This is a genomic window from Phormidesmis sp. 146-20, from assembly GCF_052939475.1.
Window position 1 is genome coordinate 1 of sequence record NZ_JBJPHT010000033.1, and the last position, 17,217, is coordinate 17,217.

The 17,217-nt window shown below is 49.2% G+C and carries 30 protein-coding genes and 1 tRNA gene; 16 read left to right on the forward strand and 15 right to left on the reverse strand.

Features of this window, described 5'->3' with window-relative positions; translation table 11 throughout:
* The first annotated feature begins 234 nt into the window (after positions 1-234).
* From ACKFKH_RS21810 to ACKFKH_RS21865, 12 genes are all read left to right on the forward strand, one after another.
* The gene (locus tag ACKFKH_RS21810; protein WP_446860458.1) at positions 235-2,907 is read left to right on the forward strand and encodes a hypothetical protein; all 2,673 of its coding nucleotides are present in this window, start codon (positions 235-237) and stop codon (positions 2,905-2,907) included.
* Complete coding sequence (locus ACKFKH_RS21815; protein WP_446860459.1) at positions 2,889-3,104, forward strand: hypothetical protein; 216 nt, start codon at positions 2,889-2,891, stop codon at positions 3,102-3,104. Before ACKFKH_RS21810 ends, ACKFKH_RS21815 begins: the two co-directional genes overlap by 19 nt.
* A gap of 122 nt (positions 3,105-3,226) precedes the next feature.
* A complete protein-coding gene (locus tag ACKFKH_RS21820; RefSeq protein ID WP_446860460.1) occupies positions 3,227-3,457 on the forward strand; it encodes a hypothetical protein in 231 nt (76 codons plus the stop codon).
* A 39-nt stretch (positions 3,458-3,496) separates the two neighbouring features.
* Positions 3,497-3,874 (forward strand): hypothetical protein, encoded by a 378-nt coding sequence (locus tag ACKFKH_RS21825; RefSeq protein WP_446860461.1) that lies wholly within the window; start codon positions 3,497-3,499, stop codon positions 3,872-3,874.
* Positions 3,874-4,098, forward strand: a complete 225-nt coding sequence (locus tag ACKFKH_RS21830; protein ID WP_446860462.1) for a hypothetical protein — start codon at positions 3,874-3,876, stop codon at positions 4,096-4,098. Before ACKFKH_RS21825 ends, ACKFKH_RS21830 begins: the two co-directional genes overlap by 1 nt.
* Positions 4,099-4,100: 2 nt before the next feature.
* Complete coding sequence (locus ACKFKH_RS21835; protein WP_446860463.1) at positions 4,101-4,487, forward strand: hypothetical protein; 387 nt, start codon at positions 4,101-4,103, stop codon at positions 4,485-4,487.
* A complete protein-coding gene (locus ACKFKH_RS21840; protein ID WP_446860464.1) occupies positions 4,487-5,191 on the forward strand; it encodes a hypothetical protein in 705 nt (234 codons plus the stop codon). Before ACKFKH_RS21835 ends, ACKFKH_RS21840 begins: the two co-directional genes overlap by 1 nt.
* Positions 5,192-5,195: 4 nt before the next feature.
* Positions 5,196-5,543, forward strand: a complete 348-nt coding sequence (locus tag ACKFKH_RS21845) for a hypothetical protein (RefSeq protein WP_446860465.1) — start codon at positions 5,196-5,198, stop codon at positions 5,541-5,543.
* Positions 5,527-5,667: a hypothetical protein gene (locus ACKFKH_RS21850; protein ID WP_446860466.1), complete on the forward strand. Its 141-nt coding sequence runs from the start codon at positions 5,527-5,529 to the stop codon at positions 5,665-5,667. Before ACKFKH_RS21845 ends, ACKFKH_RS21850 begins: the two co-directional genes overlap by 17 nt.
* Positions 5,657-5,971, forward strand: a complete 315-nt coding sequence (locus ACKFKH_RS21855) for a hypothetical protein (RefSeq protein ID WP_446860467.1) — start codon at positions 5,657-5,659, stop codon at positions 5,969-5,971. The genes ACKFKH_RS21850 and ACKFKH_RS21855 overlap by 11 nt, the downstream gene beginning before the upstream one ends.
* Positions 5,964-6,149 (forward strand): hypothetical protein, encoded by a 186-nt coding sequence (locus ACKFKH_RS21860; RefSeq protein WP_446860468.1) that lies wholly within the window; start codon positions 5,964-5,966, stop codon positions 6,147-6,149. Before ACKFKH_RS21855 ends, ACKFKH_RS21860 begins: the two co-directional genes overlap by 8 nt.
* 27 nt (positions 6,150-6,176) lie before the next feature.
* Complete coding sequence (locus tag ACKFKH_RS21865; protein ID WP_446860469.1) at positions 6,177-6,359, forward strand: hypothetical protein; 183 nt, start codon at positions 6,177-6,179, stop codon at positions 6,357-6,359.
* A gap of 59 nt (positions 6,360-6,418) precedes the next feature.
* Here the strand turns inward: ACKFKH_RS21865 and ACKFKH_RS21870 are convergent, their stop codons facing one another.
* The 10 genes from ACKFKH_RS21870 to ACKFKH_RS21915 form a co-directional block, all read right to left on the reverse strand.
* Positions 6,419-7,018, reverse strand: a complete 600-nt coding sequence (locus ACKFKH_RS21870; protein ID WP_446860470.1) for a hypothetical protein — start codon at positions 7,016-7,018, stop codon at positions 6,419-6,421.
* Between the two features lie 106 nt (positions 7,019-7,124).
* On the reverse strand, positions 7,125-7,505 hold the full coding sequence (locus ACKFKH_RS21875) for a hypothetical protein (protein ID WP_446860471.1): 381 nt from the start codon (positions 7,503-7,505) through the stop codon (positions 7,125-7,127).
* 138 nt (positions 7,506-7,643) lie between these two features.
* Positions 7,644-7,799 carry a hypothetical protein gene (locus ACKFKH_RS21880; protein ID WP_446860472.1) on the reverse strand — a complete coding sequence of 52 codons (156 nt, stop codon included), beginning with the start codon at positions 7,797-7,799 and terminating at the stop codon, positions 7,644-7,646.
* The gene (locus tag ACKFKH_RS21885; protein ID WP_446860473.1) at positions 7,796-8,098 is read right to left on the reverse strand and encodes a hypothetical protein; all 303 of its coding nucleotides are present in this window, start codon (positions 8,096-8,098) and stop codon (positions 7,796-7,798) included. Before ACKFKH_RS21885 ends, ACKFKH_RS21880 begins: the two co-directional genes overlap by 4 nt.
* Before the next feature lie 7 nt (positions 8,099-8,105).
* Positions 8,106-8,444: a hypothetical protein gene (locus ACKFKH_RS21890; protein ID WP_446860474.1), complete on the reverse strand. Its 339-nt coding sequence runs from the start codon at positions 8,442-8,444 to the stop codon at positions 8,106-8,108.
* Positions 8,441-8,971, reverse strand: a complete 531-nt coding sequence (locus ACKFKH_RS21895; protein ID WP_446860475.1) for a hypothetical protein — start codon at positions 8,969-8,971, stop codon at positions 8,441-8,443. Before ACKFKH_RS21895 ends, ACKFKH_RS21890 begins: the two co-directional genes overlap by 4 nt.
* Positions 8,972-9,130: 159 nt before the next feature.
* Positions 9,131-9,736: a hypothetical protein gene (locus ACKFKH_RS21900; RefSeq protein ID WP_446860476.1), complete on the reverse strand. Its 606-nt coding sequence runs from the start codon at positions 9,734-9,736 to the stop codon at positions 9,131-9,133.
* Between the two features lie 203 nt (positions 9,737-9,939).
* On the reverse strand, positions 9,940-10,194 hold the full coding sequence (locus ACKFKH_RS21905; RefSeq protein WP_446860477.1) for a type II toxin-antitoxin system RelE family toxin: 255 nt from the start codon (positions 10,192-10,194) through the stop codon (positions 9,940-9,942).
* A complete protein-coding gene (locus ACKFKH_RS21910; protein ID WP_446860478.1) occupies positions 10,194-10,421 on the reverse strand; it encodes a hypothetical protein in 228 nt (75 codons plus the stop codon). The genes ACKFKH_RS21905 and ACKFKH_RS21910 overlap by 1 nt, the downstream gene beginning before the upstream one ends.
* 147 nt (positions 10,422-10,568) lie before the next feature.
* Positions 10,569-10,808, reverse strand: coding sequence for a helix-turn-helix transcriptional regulator (locus tag ACKFKH_RS21915; protein WP_446860479.1), 240 nt, complete (start codon positions 10,806-10,808; stop codon positions 10,569-10,571).
* Between the two features lie 212 nt (positions 10,809-11,020).
* On the opposite strand from ACKFKH_RS21915, the gene ACKFKH_RS21920 reads away from it, so the two are divergent.
* A complete protein-coding gene (locus ACKFKH_RS21920) occupies positions 11,021-11,263 on the forward strand; it encodes a hypothetical protein (RefSeq protein ID WP_446860480.1) in 243 nt (80 codons plus the stop codon).
* A gap of 82 nt (positions 11,264-11,345) precedes the next feature.
* On the opposite strand, the gene ACKFKH_RS21925 is transcribed toward ACKFKH_RS21920, so the two are convergent.
* Both ACKFKH_RS21925 and ACKFKH_RS21930 read right to left on the reverse strand, forming a co-directional pair.
* The gene (locus ACKFKH_RS21925; protein ID WP_446860481.1) at positions 11,346-11,558 is read right to left on the reverse strand and encodes a type II toxin-antitoxin system HicA family toxin; all 213 of its coding nucleotides are present in this window, start codon (positions 11,556-11,558) and stop codon (positions 11,346-11,348) included.
* A complete protein-coding gene (locus tag ACKFKH_RS21930) occupies positions 11,555-11,752 on the reverse strand; it encodes a type II toxin-antitoxin system HicB family antitoxin (protein WP_446860482.1) in 198 nt (65 codons plus the stop codon). Before ACKFKH_RS21930 ends, ACKFKH_RS21925 begins: the two co-directional genes overlap by 4 nt.
* 268 nt (positions 11,753-12,020) lie before the next feature.
* Between ACKFKH_RS21930 and ACKFKH_RS21935 the strand changes: the two genes are divergently transcribed.
* Together ACKFKH_RS21935 and ACKFKH_RS21940 are read left to right on the forward strand one after the other, a co-directional pair.
* Entirely contained in the window at positions 12,021-12,941 is a 921-nt protein-coding gene (locus ACKFKH_RS21935; protein WP_446860483.1) for a hypothetical protein, read from the forward strand.
* Positions 12,938-13,195: a hypothetical protein gene (locus tag ACKFKH_RS21940; protein WP_446860484.1), complete on the forward strand. Its 258-nt coding sequence runs from the start codon at positions 12,938-12,940 to the stop codon at positions 13,193-13,195. Before ACKFKH_RS21935 ends, ACKFKH_RS21940 begins: the two co-directional genes overlap by 4 nt.
* A 158-nt stretch (positions 13,196-13,353) precedes the next feature.
* On the opposite strand, the gene ACKFKH_RS21945 is transcribed toward ACKFKH_RS21940, so the two are convergent.
* Positions 13,354-14,466 (reverse strand): site-specific integrase, encoded by a 1,113-nt coding sequence (locus tag ACKFKH_RS21945; protein ID WP_446860485.1) that lies wholly within the window; start codon positions 14,464-14,466, stop codon positions 13,354-13,356.
* A gap of 134 nt (positions 14,467-14,600) precedes the next feature.
* Positions 14,601-14,673: transfer RNA gene (locus tag ACKFKH_RS21950), tRNA-Phe, on the reverse strand.
* 284 nt (positions 14,674-14,957) lie between these two features.
* On the opposite strand from ACKFKH_RS21950, the gene ACKFKH_RS21955 reads away from it, so the two are divergent.
* Complete coding sequence (locus ACKFKH_RS21955; RefSeq protein ID WP_446860486.1) at positions 14,958-15,914, forward strand: vitamin K epoxide reductase family protein; 957 nt, start codon at positions 14,958-14,960, stop codon at positions 15,912-15,914.
* Between the two features lie 382 nt (positions 15,915-16,296).
* Here ACKFKH_RS21955 and rnhA read toward each other — a convergent pair whose 3' ends face one another.
* Positions 16,297-17,109 carry a ribonuclease HI gene (gene rnhA / locus ACKFKH_RS21960; protein ID WP_446860487.1) on the reverse strand — a complete coding sequence of 271 codons (813 nt, stop codon included), beginning with the start codon at positions 17,107-17,109 and terminating at the stop codon, positions 16,297-16,299.
* Positions 17,110-17,217: the final 108 nt, after the last annotated feature.

Below are 17,217 nucleotides of genomic sequence, written 5' to 3' on the forward strand. Positions count from 1 at the left end.
GAAGCGGGTGAGTATGAACTGGAGCGTTTTATATTTAATTGCACCTAACTACTTACAAAACCAACGCTTAGTTTTGTGGGGTTTCTCTGACAAGCACAGGTCACCCTCTTTTTTTTGGAGTTTGCAATGGCGACACAGGTTTACCAAGTAAGAAACAAGGTTCTAACGCAAAATCAACTGAGGCTAAACTCTCAACTTCGTTTAGAAAGTGCGATAAAAACCACCTTAAAGGTGATGAATCAAGTTGCCACACCAGGCTTTAGTAGATTCGATCCTGGTGTGGCTCAACCTGCTAATTACATCCCTAAACAGAATGGGGTGTCACCCAGGGTTTATGAGTATGCAACAAGTGCGCCTGCTCAATACAAAAATAGTGGAGGGGGTGTAAATCGCTATAGAGATATTCCAGCAACTCCTGTTAGAGACTCGTTCAAACAATACATCGAATCAAAAATACCTCCTCCCTACGAGTACATCCCCAAAAAACAGGGTGTCGCACCTAGGGTTTACGAGTATCAAACACAGACAGCACCTCAATACTCAAACAATTCTGGTGGTGTGAACCGATACAAGGAAATTTCAGGGACACCCGTTAGAGATCCTTTCGCAGCTTATCAAGAGAAAACGTTAAGAAAGGGACTGATTAATCAAAATCCCGCAATTAGAAACGGCTCTAATCCTGTCAAGGCTCAACTAGGTACTAGCGGCGGCGGTACAGCGATGATGGGTACTGCTTCCGTTTTAGGTGAAGTGGCGCTACAGCAAACGGTGATCATGAATGCCGAGGCAAAACGAACCTTGCAGCAGCAAATTAAAGACGCTGGATTGACTGAGGAACTAGCGGACATCAATGTTGGCTTTTTTGGTGCCGCCGAGTTATCGGAATACGGTAAAGCTCGAATCGCTCAAGCTGAATTACAGCGCTACATCGATCGCCAACAAGCAAAACCCGAAGTCAGACGCAAACTCTACGATCGCCTCATGGCAAATCAGGGGGGCGGTTCTAGTAGTTCTGTCAGTGGCGGCTACCAAGGGCGCATGAACTCGTCCAATCCGACAGCGGGAACAAGACCTTACCTCCCTGCTTACACCCCACCCATCCCTGACGCGAATTTTCCCGGTGGATTTGTGCCCGTGACTAAGGAAAACTATCCTCCTTTTCAAGATGTAAACCCCGGCGGAACAAATCCCGCAAATGACTTCAAATCTCCAGCACCCGAAGATTTTGTCACCCCCTACAATGACCCACTAGCCCCAAGAACTCAAATTTGGTTGGGAAACGGCAATCTACCCCCCGGATTTGAACCTTCACCTCCCTCACCAGGCGTACCCCAACCTGGAAGAGTGGCAGGAAAGCTTTACATCGTTCAGTTAAGCTACGCAACTACCTCGATCCAGTTTGGCGGTGAGTATCCCGATACGACTGTGGTAGGGGTTTATGGCCCCGTTGGAAACGTTTCAGTTAGTGGGGGAAACGCTTTTCTAAATGCATTTGATGCGGCGGGGAACCCAAAGCAATTTCAGTTTTTGCAGATCGATCCTAATGCTGGAAGGATTATCAGGGCTAGTGTGTCTAGTCTGGCTCCGGCGGCTGGCTACCCTCCTGATCCAATTCTTCCAGGCGACCCACAGCCAGCACCGCAAATTCCAACCAATCCAGACGGAAGCCCAGACCTTCCCGAAATCGATACCAAGCCGACGATCGACTCTCCCACGTCCCCGGCACGATCGCCCTCACCCTCACCCAGAAACTCACCCAGCGGCCAACCGTCACCAACCGCTAGACCCGATACAACCCCTACGCTTAACCCAGGCATCGCCCCAACCTTTCAGCCGTTTGCACCTCCACAGATTCAAAATCCACTCACACCCAAATCACCCTCTAATCCGTTAGCAAACCCTACGCTACCTCTGACCAACCCGGCAGCCCATCCATCGACGGGGAATCCAACTAAAACGACTGACCTACCGGGCACCAGCGTCACGATCAACGGTGAACCTGTACAAAATGGCGATACGCCCATCCGACAGATCACAGCGCAACCCTCACGGCAAATGACCCCATCTCAAAACGTCAAGGCTCCCTCGTTTGGGCCTGGTACAAACGTCACGATCAATGGGCAACCCGTTAACACACCTGCAAACGTAAACAAACCTGATGGCACAGTAGACCCTGAAAAAGTACAGCAGAGAGAACAGCAAAAACAACCGCAAACACAACCGGAAGCACCTAGAAAGACGTGCGATGATCCATGCATTCAGGGATTGCATGACAAGTTAGATACACAAGGTAATAACAATAGCGAGACAATCGAATTCAAAATCTTTAAAGAATGCAGTCAGGAAACAGGTGAGGCAGTCTATACAACAGGGTCTCTGTCTGTACCAAAGATTGCATCTGCAATTCTCAAAGCAGCACTTGATAGAATTGCAGAATCACAAGGGGAACAATGCAGTAATAATTGTGAGTGCTACGCTGCAATCCCTGACTGGTGGCAGATTCGACTAGGGGCAGACATCCCACAGGCAGTAGTGCAATATGCCGAAGTCAAAGCCGATGGCAAGTTTGGATCACCTAAATATGCTGTATCAATTCCCCATTATGCAAAGTCACGAGAAGCAACTGTAGCGAGTGACTTCCCAACCTACATTAAAGGTCAGAGGATGGGCATTCTAACACTTAGAGATAACTCAAAACTAATTGTTAATGCAGATGGAAATGATGCAGATCGAGTCATTAAGGAACTCGAAAAGTTAATTGAACCTCTCTGGTTAACCGGGGCAATTTACAGCGACGGTAAGCGCAAGGGAACGGCGTTAAAAACCATCCGAGTTGCACCTCGAATCGTCAAGTTTTTCCCAACTGGTCAGACCGACACTAAGCCAAAATGGATCAAGTATTTTTAGTTAAGTTTCCGTTCAAATCTAAGCGAGTTGAAAGTGATGAGCAGCTCGATCGGCTGCTAAATTCTCACGACTTCGCAAAGCAATTTCACATTGTCGAGCGAACCGCTTATCAGTGGGCGCGGGTTGGAAAAGTTTGGGCAACTAAGATCGGTAGCCGATGGTACTTCGATCCTCTGTCTGTGAAACAGGAGGAGTAAGTTACTAGTCGGGGCTTAAGGGCCGACAGAATGAACAGAAACTTATGCCAGAGGTTGAGGTTATGTTTTGAGTATCAAACGATACGACATAAACAACTCTCAACACTTAGGAGATTTACAACATGGCTGCTGCAATTACAACCACTGCAACCTCTCTCGAAGGGCAATTAGTCGAAGTCGTCCGTGCGATCGAAGCAGCCGAAAAAGCTGTTCCTGAGACGACTCGTGAGAACCGCGTCTCAATCACGCTGGATGTGGACAACGGCCGGATTTCCATCTCTTCCACTTTGAACGCAACCATTAGCGGTTCTGGTGGACAGATTGTCTTTGCGCCTGTCACGTACCTGCCTTAATCGCCTAACTAACAACTGAAAAAGGAAGGCTAAAAAATTATGGCAAGAACTGAACGCGGCAATTATTTCGCTCGATATGCGGGTAAAACTGGCACCAATATCGCTTTTCGGTCTCCCAAAGCAATCTACGACTCCATCAAAGGGGATTTGGGTGTGCAAGATGTGACCGAAGCAAACGATCAAGCGATGCTCTATGGTTTGGCGGGTCGCTATCTGCCTCGTCTGTCTCTCGGCTTGCAGCAGACCCTTTTAAACACTGGGTTGGGCAATCAGGCCCAGGGAGACACTCAAAACACAGTGCGCGTCTTTTGCTCGACAACTAACTTGGGGACGGCGATCGCGAGTTTGGTGGGCAAAACTACCAGAGGACGGCGGATCGTCAAGGTCAGCATTCCTAAACGACGGGTGTTTCTGTAATGGATGAACTGCCAGTCATTGAAGGTTTATCACCTCAAGAAGTGGCATTTCTGATCGCGTCTGGAGAGGTCGAGGTTGAATATGAGCCAGTGGAGAATGTCATCGAAACGGTAGATCTGATTCTGCCTGCTGGCTTTTCTTCACTGGCTGAATTTGAAGACAAAGTGATCTGGACTCCTGACAGTGAACGGGAAAGGCGCGAAACAACTACCTTAGTTTTGTAGAAATGCTTGCGGATTCTTGGCGGTTGATCGGGGCGGTCAGTTTTAACCGTCCCCAAACAGATGTATCGGCTAGTCCGGCGCGTTCTCTCACTAGCCGCGTTGTCAGAATCAAAACGGTTTCGTCTACTCGTGCTAATTGGCGACGGGGCTGCTACATGAAACAGATGTATGTATCAGCAGAGACAGACAATAGAGTAGTACCACTGAACCAAGACTCTATTTTTGAGCTTTCTCACCTGGCTACAGGTAGGTATGAGCTGGTTTTTACGCCTGTACGGTGGTTGCCTGATTTGGTGGTTTGGGTGTGGGAGTACACCGGGAATCTTGATTTCTTGCCTGAATCGGTCGATCGCGGGGCCTCGGTGAATGATGGGACTGTGAGCGACTAATGACGATTCAACACAAGACGTTCTTAAAGCCGGGTAGGGTGCCTCGGTCTGATGAGTTGGTTGTAGGGCAACTCGCAATCAATGCAGCAGACGGGAAACTCTTTATCGAGTTGCTTGATGGGTCGGTGATTTGCGTTGGGGTTGATATTGGTGGGTTCGTTTCACAAGAAACTCTGAGCGCGGCGTTGTTAGCGTTTCAAAGTGCGACAAATGAAGCGTTAGCGACGAAGGCTAACACCTCACATACTCATGAGATTGCTCACATTGGCACTCTTTCAGACCTGCTGAATGGAAAGGCCAATCAGGCAGACATGACAGCAGCGCTCAACCAAAAAGCCAATGCTGATCACACGCATCCCACGACGGCGATCGCTTGGGGGGCACCAGGCGCGATCGGTGCCACAACTCCCAACTCTGGAAGGTTCACGACTCTGACCATTACCAGCAATGCCAACACAGTCAGCACGACAACGGGGGCCTTCTTCTGTCTGGGCGGTGCAGTGATTTCCAGAAATACGATTATTCAAGGTCAATTGAGCGTGTATGACGCTTTCAGGCATTCGGGAGCATCGATCGGCTTTTTGGGTGCGACACCGATCGCCCGTCCAACCGTTAGCGGCTCTCGCGGTGGGAATGCGGCTCTACTCAGTCTCACGACGGCGCTCAAAAATTTGGGGCTGATTATCGACTCAACTACGGCTTAAAGGTATGGCTATCAAACTGTTTGAAGATTTGCCCGTTTTGATGTCGGAAGAAAAGCGCACCTGGTGTTGCTCGATTCTTTCTCCATTAGGGGAAGAGCCACGTACAGAGGTTTATCGAGAGAAGGTGAGGCGATTGTCTACGGGGGAGGTGACGACTTATCAAGACTCGTCACCGATCGTCGTCAGACCTGCTGAGATGGGAGGATTAGCAAAATTTGCTGAGATTCCTCCGGAGTACGCTCATCTAATCCCTGATAAAGCAACGCTTGGAAAGTTTTTGGCACTGTTGCCGCTTTTGGTCTCAATCGCCTGTGATGCAGCAGAGAGGAAGAAAAATGAAAATCACCCGTAGCTTGAAACAAAAAATCTCGTTTGTCGCCTTCCAGGTTGTGACAGGGCAATTAAACGATTTGGGGGCGCTGGCTGATTTGTTGGATGCGATCGCAAGTGAGGCACGAAAGCAAAATGAAACTTGAGATCAGCAATGTTATCTCGATACTTACCTTTCTTGCGGGTGCAGGTTCGGCCGTTTGGGGAATGGTGCGATGGTATGGGGATGGTGAGAAAAAACGCTATGCGGCTGAGAGAGACTTTCAGCATTTGCGGCGCAATCAAGAGCAAATGAAGGAACAGATCAGCCACATTGGAAAAGAGATCGACGGTTTGAGCGATGATTTTAAGACGCTCAATGCTTGCTTTAACCTGCTGCTAGGGCAGTCTGGACAAACAATGTCAGGCATTCTGGGCTATCGAAAGCGATCGGAGGATGGCAATGAGTGACGGCAGCGCGACAGTTGATATAAATGAGGTTGGTGCTGAAAAGGCAATGCTGAGGCTGCTTTTGAGCATTGGGAAATTTCGTGGCGATTGGACGACGGCGTTGGCCCTTGAGGGTGTGGCGGATGAAATTCGGCGCCGCGTTGTCGTCACGGGGGAGGGGACGATCTCAACGCCGTGAAATCCTTCTATCTCCATTCAGAGGATTATGTTGAAGTCGATCTGGTTTAACCTGTTTGCAACCAAGCAGAGGGACGATCGAATCGTTGCGGCGCTTGCCTTAAAACCTCAAACCGCTTCAATGCTGTCAGAACAACTCGGATGGCTCGTTCCAACTGAGGCTCTATGGGCATTGGAGCGGAAAGGGGGTTTTGACCTCTTACTGGGATGAGGCAAGGTTGACACAACGCGGTGGAATGAGACGACGGTTTTATGTGGTCAGAGGTTAGCTCACCAGATCTGTCGATCGTCTTTGTTTGGGGTGCCGTAAGTGATGCTGAAACACTCCGAATACTGGGTTCCAGTGGCTAGAGGCCAGCGACCGCGGTAGGGACGGGTGTTTCCACTAAACTCAACGTCAACTTCATACTCTCCGGGCTGGAGCGTGTAAGTCTGGGTGACTCCAACTTTAGGACAGCTTTTGGGAGGAGTCGAATAGATTTGGCAGGTCTCACATCGCGGGATTTCTACACTTTTCTTTTCAGTTCCCTTGAAGAAAATTTTCATGTCCTGTGGTGAGGCGTTTTTGATGGAGAGTTGCACGATCGTTGACCCAGTTGTACCGATCACTTGAGGTGGTGGAATGGGAATAAAGTCTTCTCGTTTGGCTGTGAGGGCGTTTTTGCTGTTGGATGCACTCACTTGAATCAGAAGCATGGCAATTAAGGCAGCCACAATAAGCCACGTCGATTGATCGATCTTGATGCGTGCGGGATGGCGGGTGTGTTTGCTGGTGCCTTGTTTCATGATGACCTGGAAGAGGTAAAGCGGCAACAAAAGAAGCGCGACACCTAACAGGACAGGAATTATCTGGATGAGAGTCTCTAGCATTGGGAATAATGAGTTTGGGTCTGATTTACGTGCAAACAAAAAACCCTTTCATGTCGTTGTGAGAGGGGTCTTTGCTTATTTATGATTCCCAGGCTGTGAGGACGCGCTACCCTTCGCTCCGGCGGTCTCTCATCTCGTCAATCAGGTCTCTGATAGCGTTTTGGTTAGCTTGAGCAAGGAACGCGGATGACTCAGCAGCTTGCGCCGATCGACGGGATGACTCTACAGATTCGCGTACAGTGCGAGAAAGCTCAGAGACAGCGCGGGTGGTTTCTCCGAGAATGGAGGCAAATTGTTGAATGGTTTGCTGTTGACGAGTGGCAGTTTCAGCCTGACGTTCTACCACTTCTCGCAAGCCATTGAAACCTTGACTAATCGCTTGACTCAAAGCGTCAATACTTTCGCGCTGCTGTTGGCTTAATTCAAGCTGAATTTCTGCCATTCTGACAAGTTGAGAGAGTGAGTCGCTGTTGATTTGATCAGCCATAATGATTTAGAGACTACAACATTTTTTTAATGATAAGCCTCTCTAGATTGCTTCTAGGGAGGTTCTTTTTATGAGCAAACAAAAACCCCCCGGTGACGAGTCGGAGGGCTTTCTTGATGACGTGGTAGGAACTGATTTTTACTGATCAGTTTTCTCAACGATCGACCGCTTACCAGATGGAACTTTTTTGAGATGAAACTGAACCATTGCGATCGGAACTCTTGCCTTTTTTGCAATCGCGGCGATCGTCGTCTCAGTCTGCATTGCTGCTTTGAGTCTTTCTAAGCTATTCATGGCTTGTTTGCTGGGTTTCTAGGGTTGCCTGGATCGTACTCAGTCGGATAGTAGAAGCCTGGTTCATCCACTTCAAAGATAGCAGTGTTGAACCGTTTGGAATCATCCACGTCTGAAGCGTCTCGACCGTCCTTGGTTCGGATGTCAGAGCCGCCGTCGTACTCATCAAATCGCGCAGCCTGATCGAGTGTTTCATCTTTGCTGTGATTCGTGTACTGAATGCCTGAGTTAGTGTCTACAAAGCTCTCGTCATCATCATCAGACTCATTACCGAAAAAGATTCTAGAAAAAATTGACATTGCTACCTCACTTTGGTTGATACTGAACGCCTTGAGAATCGAGTTCAAATTCAGCGATCGTGAATTTCTGCCCAGATTCAACGTCATAAGTTGCAGAAGTATCGATAGAAGCATCGTTCCAGACGGCTTCTCTGCCCTCCTCAAGCGCTCTCGATTCAGCTTCAACAGCATCAGTAATGTTGCCAACCTGATAAGTATTGTGGGAGCCTGTATCGCTAAAGTCTCCGTCTTTGTCGTCGGATTCTAGAATCCATGTTTGTCCAGGCATAATTGAAAGTACCTCGATAATTTTGTGGTTGTTGGGGTGTGTCCAGGGCTGTAGTTTGAGCGCTTCCGCCCTGGTCATTGATTTGGGGATAGAAGGCTGATAGAGGCGACGGTATCTGTTGCCCGATCGCTCACTACCGCTATCTCTCCGTCTTCAGTCATGTAGAAGTCGGTTGAAGTCGCATCGTCAAATCGGTTTGGGTAGCCGACTCTTCCAAGCAGCGATCGCATTCGATTCCCCGGCGCGGTGTTCATTAAAATCGTGGCTCGTCGATCCCGATAAGTAGGCTTTGCAGGTCTGCGAGCAGGCTGATTGCCCAAAGATGTGGGCATCTCTTCAGAAGTAGGAACTGATGCCATCGTTGGAAGCGGCGCCGCGCAGGGTTCGATCGAAGATCCATTACTGCGTCCAACCGGGGGAGTGTTTTGGGGAACGGGAAGCGGAGTTTCTTCGACTTCTTGGGCTTCTGCACTGTTGCCATAGGAGGCACTCCAGCGAGAAAGTGAATCCAGAAAGGAGGCGTTCACTCGCATCACGATCGCTGGGGTAGCCAGAAGTCCTCCAGCAATAAAGCCGAGCATGAATTTAATTTGACTGTTGGTCATAAGTCCTTTGAGGTTGAAATTGAGTTGAGTATCTTGGGGACAAAACATTGAAAAGTGTGAGAAGCACGATCGCCCAAAACATCGTTCGCTTTAGCCGATAGTTTCTTAGTTCAGTTCTCGGAATGTTCTCGGAATGTTCTGAGAAGTTTCCGAGAATTCCTAGAACAAAGAAGCGATCAGTTGCTTTGGGTTGGTCACCTCTGGTAGTGCTGAGTTTTCAACCGTTGAGAGGTCAACAACTGCAAGCTCATCGACAAAATCGTTAAAGGCTTTGTCAGCCACTACACGAGTCTCTAGATAGCCTTTAACCTTACTGGCTAACTCAGCTTTAGCAATCGCACTTCCTTCTTGATAGCCTGCTTCAGTGCGTTGTAGCAATAGACTACCAGATGATTGCATCACATCAGTTCTCAGTTGCAGATTGTGATTCTGTTCTGATTCGGCTTGTGCTTCCTGGTTTTCTCGGTTTCGTCTCTCTTCCATACTCAGAACGTTCTCAGAATCATTCTGAGTAACCTCAGCTTTTCTAGGATTTGGTGTGAGAGTGCCATGACGACAAGCGTTAATTAAGTCTTGATCGACATCATTGAAGTAGGTTCGATTGCGTTCACCGGGCTGACCAATCTCGTAGCCTAACTTTCTAACTTTTGCGACCCAGTTGGTGAGCGATCGTGAGTCGATTTTCCAAAACTCTGCTAGTTGTTTGGTATGCATTGACATGTTGCTGTCAGCATAGATAGCGTCATTGACTGCTGCATTTTTCATGTTGGTTTCCTGATTTTGATTGAACAAACAAAGGGCGCACGGGTTTCCCGCAGCGAAGCTGTTCGCTCCCACTAATGGAGGCGATCGCCCTCTGGCTTGAACAAAGAATCGGAATACAGAGATAATCATGGTCTCTACAGTTGAGGTTTATAGGCTGTGGAGCATCCAGGGAGAGTTAACGGCTCTGCCCTGGTTTTAAGTTTTTAGCGGTACACTTCGCGACGATGACCGATTTTGACGACGATGACGATTAGAACTTCGTCGTAGATTTCGTAGACAACTCGGTATTTGCCAACGCGAATGCGGTAGGCATCGTCTCCTGACATTTTCGCAATGCCCATTGGTCGTGGGTCTGCTGCTAGGTCGGTGAGTGCCTGCAATACCTCAGCTTGAATGTCTGAGGGTAGTTTTTTGAGTTGACGACGTGCGCTGGGTGATAACTCGACTTGATAGGACATCACGCCAATCCCAATTCGCGCTTGACTTGTTCTAGAGGAATGGTGCCTTCTCGTTTGATTTCTTCACGAGCGGCGCGGACATCCTCCAGGTCTTCTGCCAATTCGAGTTCTTCTTGATGGTGCTGGTGTTTGATGAATCGAACAAAGTCGAGAATCTGATATTGCATCTGCTCTGGAGTCTGCTCAAGTTCTTCCAGAAGTTCGTTCAGGATGAGTTTGGTGTCCATGTTTTGACGGGTTGGTAATGGATATCTTCATTGTCTGTCAGGATTGAAGTGTCCTTTTGACGGGACTGGTCAGGGTGAAATAGACCTTGACCTTAAAGTTTTTCCTCTTCTAGTGAATCGTCGATCGTCGCGCTGGGATGTGTTGAGTCACGCCTCAGCGTTTTTGTTTGCGGATTTGAAATGGTCAGGCAGTTCCTCAAGTTCGCAATTCAGCAGACTGCACAGTGCTTTGACTTGCCAAATGAAAAGTCGCGGCTCTTCTCTGCCCTTTTCCCAGTTTCTAACCGTGTGGTCAGTCACCCCAAGGGCATCTGCTAAAGCTTTTTGAGTTACTCCTGCTCTTTTTCTAAGTTCCACAAGTGTTGATTTAGCGCTGTCATCAGTCATCTTACCGTATGTGTGTTTACGAGTAAACCGACATACGGTATTCTTGTTAAAGCCTACCGTAAGTCCGCTTACGCTGGTGAATTAGCTCACAGGGTTCTGATTGCCAAGTCCTAGCCCTGTGTGGCTATCCAATGATCCACGGGAATTGCCACTCTGAGGAACTCAACCCTTCAGAAGCCTTACTGCGATTCCCTTCACACTCCGGAGACCCTATGACCCAAAGACAAACGACTGAGACCGCGATCGACCTGGAAGCGATCGGTCACGACGCGGTTTTGACTGATGAACCTGATGCGAATGACGAAATCGACCAAATTTTCATCTTGTTCAGAAAACTCCCTCGATGGCGGCAATTAGCCGTTGTCGAACGTATGCAAGTGTTTCTTGACCACAGGCCAGAGCCAAGCTTTCACGGCGATCTCTCCGAGTTACCCGCAAGGGGTCGGTTCGAGTAATAAAAACGCGATCGCCTTCCTGAGTGGGGAAGAGCGATCGCAGAAATTGACTTTTGTTTTTTAGCGATCGGAAACTTTATGCCTACAAATCATCAGGCTCTAACCCTGTCTTCTTGGCAATTCGAGCCAACATCTTCGGGCCAATTTCATCCCCATCGTGAAACGCAAAGATGTAATCCTCCCAACCCTCACGCTCTAAGACCTGGTGAGAACCGACCTGGCGCTTCACACTCCAACCGATTCGGAGCAGCGCCGCTAGAACCTTTCTAGCCTTCGACGATGGCCACTGACTCATGCTGCAACAAACGAAATGGACTCAGGCACCGATTCACCATGCTCAATCCGGTCAGCCAGCACTCTCAGCGCTAACGCTTTTGCATTGGCGATCGCCTCCTCCCTCGTCTGCCCATAAGCCAGCACCCCCGGCAAAGCTGAAACCTCAGCAATCCACCGCCGATCATCTTCCTGCTCAAGCTCAATGTTGAACATCATTCAGCCTCTTTCACTGCCCTCATTATCCCAACAAAAAAGCGATCGCCTCCAAACAGCGATCGCCCCTTCAATTTGAATTTTGAAACTACCCAGAGGTTACCGTATGCCGCAACTCATGGAACAAATTCTTTCACTGCCAGAAGTCCAGCAGGTTGAGATCATCAACGCCCTTTAAACGGGATGAGGCGCACCGTCTAGCAAACGAGTGCGCCTCGATTTCAGGTTCGCCTAGGAACGAACGTAAACACTTAATCCGAGTCATGCCATGAATACTAGCGTAAAACCACGTAAAACTGAACCCCACCACAGACTGACTGTAAAAGATGTCATCAGAGACTATAAAGCGGGGCTGCTGACTACCAGGGGCGCAATCTTCTACTTGGTGGCCGCCGCCCGCAAAATCGGGGAAATCGTCAAAGTTAGCGTCAGTTGGATTTGTAAGCAACTGGGCATTAATCCCTCGACTTACTACCGCGCGATCGGGGCACTTTCAGAGCAGTCTCGGCTCAAAATTAACGCACCCGACGAAATGGAGATGAGCATTCCAATCTCAACCACAGAAGGCGTTCCCGATTATATTTTTTTGGAAAAATTGTCGCATTTCTGCAACAACCCGTTGCAAGATTGCAACACAGAGTTGCAAGATCGCGAGTCAGAATTGCACGATTGCAACAGTCAGTTGCAGAAATGCGACAAAAAAACCCCAGAACCCAGTCACAGCAATCGGTCTGAAACCCCTCAGTCTTTACACTCTCTTCAATCTTTCTCTATTGAGGAAAAGAGAGAGAGAGAGCCAAAAAAAAGTGAAGAAAGCTTAATCCCAGAGGAAGAACAGGAAAACTTTTTGGAATGGCTCGATCGCAAGGCCGATCAACTTCCCTCACCTCCAGCCCTCAGAGAGCAGTGGCTCAAATCTCAAAGCAGGGTGAAAGAGAATCAAATAGATTTTCTAAAAGAAAAAAGCTTACAGGAGAAGACAAAACGTTCCGCCGCGCCGCCAAACTGGGATCAGATTGAATTCGCTTGTGATGCGTCGATCGCCAAATCGGATTATGTTTGGGCACTAAAACGACTCCAGACACTCAGAGACGATGGCTACAAAGCAGAAGTAGACGAGCTTTTGGGCTATCATCCTGACTGGAATTTAGCGATCGCCTATGGGTGCGTAGTGAGGGCAGAGTCATGATCGAACCCCTTGACCACAGCGATCGGCTATCCCGCGTTCAGGCGATCATCATCACTCTGAGAGACCTCACACCTGATGGCGATTGGAGCGATCACCCACTTTTCAGAAAGTGGCAAAAACGCCCCTACAGCCTGACGACAAAAGAGTTCGGCACCCTAGAACGTCACCTGGAGCGGCATCATAGAGAGCTTGTTCAGCAGACGATCGCTAAAAACTACATCCAGATCGACCTGTTTGGAGGCGGACATGAGTAAAACCTCTGACTGGGTGCCTACCTCTACCGTCTGCGAGCAGTTAGGGTTCAGCGTCAAACACCTCTGGAGACTACGCGACGAGGGACTTTTTAAGGAAAACATCCACTGGAGAAACGTCTCACGGCCGCAAGCGGCTAGACCCACCTACCGATGGCACCTCAAACGCTGTGAGGAGGCTTTAGAGATTCCTCCGGAGATGAGGGGCTAGGAGGCAAGGGGCGATCGGCTCTCAGCATCAGCGCCTCATACGCTCTCTGGTGAACCTCCTCACTGATCCAGGCGTGATAGATCTCGCTATGGACTCTTACGCTATGCCCCATCTGTTGGGCAGCCAGGCTGATGTCTAACCCAAACTCCATCGATCGCACCGCCCAGGCGTGTCGCAAATTGTAAGCAGGGAAGGGCACTTCATAGCGCTTGAACTGGTGACTTACCCGGCTGCCCAAATCAGAATTGTTGCGGCCGCTCACCGTCGGCAATGTCCCCTCTCTCAAGTTCCACAGTTCAAGCCACTCAGGGTAGAACGGATAGATTCGTCTCTGCCCTGTTTTCGTGGCTTCTCCCACTTGCAGCACTGGAAATTTGTCCAGGTTGCAATGAAACACTTCATGCGGTCTGAGTCCATAGGTTGCAATCAACCCATACGCATACCGCCATTTCTGGTTAGGGATTCCCTCTCGCCACTGCGCGATCGTTTCGTCGGTTGGCAAGTCACGCGGCATCACCTTACTCGGTGAATAATTGCCCCTCAGTGGCTTAAAATTCGCCTCTAGCCCCAATACATCCACAAAGCGCTGACGAGTCCTAGAATCGGCTTCTGTGCCCGTGATGGCACTCGTCAACAGTTGCAGCGTGATCGGTTCATCCGGCGGTAGACGTGAGAGAACTTGAGAGTAGTCTGTCTTCCAGGTCGTCTCGCTTTTGGGCGATCGCTTGCGGCGGTTGAAATAGTCAGACTCAAATTTGTCCACCCAATTTATGATCGTCAGTGGGTCGATCGCAGATTCTCTCAAATAGGGTTGCCATGAAAATTCGTGACAGTCTAGCAACGCCCCAACTTTTCTGGCTTCCTGCTCTGCCAGTTTCAATCCGGTGGGGTTGGCATGGTAGCCAAGCGTCAAGCGCTGCTGAGAAGGTTTTTCTTTATCAGAGTCTGGTTTGGGAGGGAAGGTCGATCGTAGATAAAGACGATTCCCAACAGCCTCGATGCTGACACCCACGTTAGAAGCCTTCAACCGTCCGTTAGCCTGTGCCAATCGTCCTGCAATCATTTGACTAAAACTTGCCTAAAAACTAGAGGGGGATTAGGGGTTATTAGGGATGATTAGGGATGATTGCAAATATGCAAATATCCCGTAACCCCTTCAAATAGTGAATTACAGAACATTTTATTTCAGCTAGAAGATGCCAGGAACGAGACTTGAACTCGTGACACGAGGATTTTCAGTCCTCTGCTCTACCAACTGAGCTATCCCGGCGAATTGGGGTGCTTGATTCAGCGCTTAACTAAGGTAGCAAAGTTAGCAACACTTTGCAAGCTAATTTTTGAAGTTCCAGGGTTGAGAACGCAAATCAGTTGCTTTACCAGGGTTGAACTTGGACGACTCTGACCATTTTGATCTAAGCTGGGGGCGATCGCTCTTAACCTTTTTACCGACCTCAACCTTTTTAATGTGGATTTGATCGGTCAAAATAAAAGGAGTGACTTTATCGTCGTCACCAATGCCTTGCTAACAGTCGAGCTACTCCTGTTCAAAACATTATGATTCGCAGACGTTCTACACCTTGGATTCATCGCTGGTCGCGTCCGATCATTGGTGCGATCGCCACGTTGGGAGCCATCATCACAGGCTACATCACTGCGACCAAGCTATTTGGCGGAGAAGTGGCTTGTCCGGCGGGTGGCTGTGACCTGGTGCTTTCTAGCCCGTACGCCACCGTATTTGGGCTGCCGCTTGCCTTATTTGGGTTTCTTGCTTACGCGAGTGTGGCAGTGCTGTCTCTGGTGCCATTAGCCGTGAGTGCGGAAAATAATAAATCGCTGCGAACTAGTCTAGACAATTGGACATGGCTGCTGCTGTTTGCAATCTCAACGGCCATGCTGCTGTTTAGCGGCTATCTGATGTACATTATGGCCTTTGAGCTAAAGACGATTTGCTATTACTGTATCGCCTCTGCCCTTTTTGCGACGGCGCTGTTTGTATTGACGCTGGTGGGGCGATCGTGGCAAGACATTGGTCAGCTATTCATGATTGGCATTGTGGTAGGGATGGTGACTTTGGTCGGGACGCTGGCCGTCTACTCGGCTCCGACAGCTAAGGCTGGCGAGTATACGATCGGGCCTGCCAACGGTCAGGCGTTCTTTACCGTCAAAGACACGTCAGGCGAAGCAGAAATCAAACTCGCTCAACATCTCAAAAATATCAACGCCAAGATGTATAGCGCTTACTGGTGTCCTCACTGCTACGAGCAAAAGAAATTATTTGGAGCCGAAGCGCTTCAGTACTTGCCTTCGATTGAGTGTGCCGAAGACGGCAAAAATCCTCAAGCAAACCTGTGTCGAGAGATTGCGCCCAAGGTTGAAAAAGAGACAGGTCGCGGCTTTGGCTTCCCTACTTGGGAGATCAACGGCAAATTTTACGCTGGACAGCAGCCTCTAGAAGAACTCGCAAAAGCTTCAGGCTACGACGGCCCCCGCAACTTCAAAAACAGCTTCTAATAATCTCAAAAACTCCGTCTCCAGACAGCTTCCAGGCTTTAGCAAGGGAGTTTTGAAAGAAGTTGCCAATCTTGGAGAGTTAACTAGATCCTCCAATTCCAGGAACTTTGACTTTCAGACTCATCATTAAAGGCAGATGGGTAAACTTACGGCGTTGCTGATTGGAAGAATGAATCTGTGAGAAGTGTCAATCTTTTCGCCCCCTAAATTCCTCAAGATTGGAGGACTTTGAACATTGGGTTCCCCTCCACTTTGGGGCAATTCATCCCCTGATTCAGCAACGCCAATTTACAAAACGAGGGATGCAAACATTCACAAATCAATTGAACCAACCTTTCATCCCTCCTCCCTCCTCCCTCATTCCTCATTCCTCATCCTTCCCTCAATCAACCCGCTCTAGCTGCCAGAGAATCTGATTTCCTTCGCGGCGAACTCGTGACACCACCCAATTGCGCCAAACCCAGTTATCGCCTCGACTGGTGACCGCGCTGGCATTGACATCCATCAAATCCGCCAACTCCGAACTGGTGATCAGATAGGCACGGCTGGCGATTTCGTCGGCGATGTGCAGGGTTTCAACCAGTCCTCGCAGTTGTTCGACTCGGATCTCGCGGGGCAACTCTTCTGAGGAGTCGATCGCAGTCGTAGATGTGTCCGTCATAGCAACCTCAGAATCGGGTGTTGGGTCGTTGAGGGTCTTTAGAGCAGGCGTTTGTTTGAGTGAGAAGGCACGGGCGATCGCATCACACCGTTCGTTGCCAACATCGCCTGTGTGTCCGCGCACATACCGCCATTCAACCTGGTTTGAGTTGAGTTCGTCTAGAATTTCCCACAAATCTTGATTGAGAACGGCTTTGCCTGCGGCGGTTTTCCAGCCTTTTTGCTTCCAGCCTCTGATCCATTTGGTGATGCCATTTTTGACATATTCACTGTCGGTGTAGAGGGCGATCGCGTCCTGCTGATCAGAGTCTGCCAAAAATTTGAGGGCCGCTACGGCTGCTTGCATCTCCATTCGATTGTTGGTGGTTTGCGGTTCTGATCCTCCCATTTCATGAATGGAACCATCTGCAAAATAGACCACCGTTCCCCAGCCGCCAGGGCCAGGATTTCCAGAACAAGCTCCGTCTGTGTAGATCGATCGAATTGCACGCAAGCCCATAAACCGTCTGTTGAGAACTGATCTAGAGTACCGCATCCGCTAGTTACATCCGAGGGACACCCTAGAAAAAATCGCCCAGTTCTCAGACCCATCAGCCCCAACGCTTGAACCCTCGCAAACGACACGCCGCATCAACTCCGATAC

Coding starts and splice junctions, on each gene's coding strand:
- ACKFKH_RS21875 (WP_446860471.1), bottom strand. CDS start 7,505: ATGGCTGATCAAATCAACAGCGACTCACTCTCTCAACTTGTCAGAATG.
- ACKFKH_RS21825 (WP_446860461.1), top strand. CDS start 3,497: ATGGCAAGAACTGAACGCGGCAATTATTTCGCTCGATATGCGGGTAAA.
- rnhA (WP_446860487.1), bottom strand. CDS start 17,109: ATGCGGTACTCTAGATCAGTTCTCAACAGACGGTTTATGGGCTTGCGT.
- ACKFKH_RS21840 (WP_446860464.1), top strand. CDS start 4,487: ATGACGATTCAACACAAGACGTTCTTAAAGCCGGGTAGGGTGCCTCGG.
- ACKFKH_RS21885 (WP_446860473.1), bottom strand. CDS start 8,098: ATGTCAATTTTTTCTAGAATCTTTTTCGGTAATGAGTCTGATGATGAT.
- ACKFKH_RS21930 (WP_446860482.1), bottom strand. CDS start 11,752: ATGTTCAACATTGAGCTTGAGCAGGAAGATGATCGGCGGTGGATTGCT.
- ACKFKH_RS21890 (WP_446860474.1), bottom strand. CDS start 8,444: ATGACCAGGGCGGAAGCGCTCAAACTACAGCCCTGGACACACCCCAAC.
- ACKFKH_RS21905 (WP_446860477.1), bottom strand. CDS start 10,194: ATGTCCTATCAAGTCGAGTTATCACCCAGCGCACGTCGTCAACTCAAA.
- ACKFKH_RS21940 (WP_446860484.1), top strand. CDS start 12,938: ATGATCGAACCCCTTGACCACAGCGATCGGCTATCCCGCGTTCAGGCG.
- ACKFKH_RS21815 (WP_446860459.1), top strand. CDS start 2,889: ATGGATCAAGTATTTTTAGTTAAGTTTCCGTTCAAATCTAAGCGAGTT.
- ACKFKH_RS21900 (WP_446860476.1), bottom strand. CDS start 9,736: ATGAAAAATGCAGCAGTCAATGACGCTATCTATGCTGACAGCAACATG.
- ACKFKH_RS21910 (WP_446860478.1), bottom strand. CDS start 10,421: ATGGACACCAAACTCATCCTGAACGAACTTCTGGAAGAACTTGAGCAG.
- ACKFKH_RS21870 (WP_446860470.1), bottom strand. CDS start 7,018: ATGCTAGAGACTCTCATCCAGATAATTCCTGTCCTGTTAGGTGTCGCG.
- ACKFKH_RS21945 (WP_446860485.1), bottom strand. CDS start 14,466: ATGATTGCAGGACGATTGGCACAGGCTAACGGACGGTTGAAGGCTTCT.
- ACKFKH_RS21955 (WP_446860486.1), top strand. CDS start 14,958: ATGATTCGCAGACGTTCTACACCTTGGATTCATCGCTGGTCGCGTCCG.
- ACKFKH_RS21920 (WP_446860480.1), top strand. CDS start 11,021: ATGACCCAAAGACAAACGACTGAGACCGCGATCGACCTGGAAGCGATC.
- ACKFKH_RS21925 (WP_446860481.1), bottom strand. CDS start 11,558: ATGAGTCAGTGGCCATCGTCGAAGGCTAGAAAGGTTCTAGCGGCGCTG.
- ACKFKH_RS21850 (WP_446860466.1), top strand. CDS start 5,527: ATGAAAATCACCCGTAGCTTGAAACAAAAAATCTCGTTTGTCGCCTTC.
- ACKFKH_RS21935 (WP_446860483.1), top strand. CDS start 12,021: ATGAATACTAGCGTAAAACCACGTAAAACTGAACCCCACCACAGACTG.
- ACKFKH_RS21830 (WP_446860462.1), top strand. CDS start 3,874: ATGGATGAACTGCCAGTCATTGAAGGTTTATCACCTCAAGAAGTGGCA.
- ACKFKH_RS21865 (WP_446860469.1), top strand. CDS start 6,177: ATGTTGAAGTCGATCTGGTTTAACCTGTTTGCAACCAAGCAGAGGGAC.
- ACKFKH_RS21915 (WP_446860479.1), bottom strand. CDS start 10,808: ATGACTGATGACAGCGCTAAATCAACACTTGTGGAACTTAGAAAAAGA.
- ACKFKH_RS21895 (WP_446860475.1), bottom strand. CDS start 8,971: ATGACCAACAGTCAAATTAAATTCATGCTCGGCTTTATTGCTGGAGGA.
- ACKFKH_RS21820 (WP_446860460.1), top strand. CDS start 3,227: ATGGCTGCTGCAATTACAACCACTGCAACCTCTCTCGAAGGGCAATTA.
- ACKFKH_RS21835 (WP_446860463.1), top strand. CDS start 4,101: ATGCTTGCGGATTCTTGGCGGTTGATCGGGGCGGTCAGTTTTAACCGT.
- ACKFKH_RS21810 (WP_446860458.1), top strand. CDS start 235: ATGAATCAAGTTGCCACACCAGGCTTTAGTAGATTCGATCCTGGTGTG.
- ACKFKH_RS21845 (WP_446860465.1), top strand. CDS start 5,196: ATGGCTATCAAACTGTTTGAAGATTTGCCCGTTTTGATGTCGGAAGAA.
- ACKFKH_RS21855 (WP_446860467.1), top strand. CDS start 5,657: ATGAAACTTGAGATCAGCAATGTTATCTCGATACTTACCTTTCTTGCG.
- ACKFKH_RS21860 (WP_446860468.1), top strand. CDS start 5,964: ATGAGTGACGGCAGCGCGACAGTTGATATAAATGAGGTTGGTGCTGAA.
- ACKFKH_RS21880 (WP_446860472.1), bottom strand. CDS start 7,799: ATGAATAGCTTAGAAAGACTCAAAGCAGCAATGCAGACTGAGACGACG.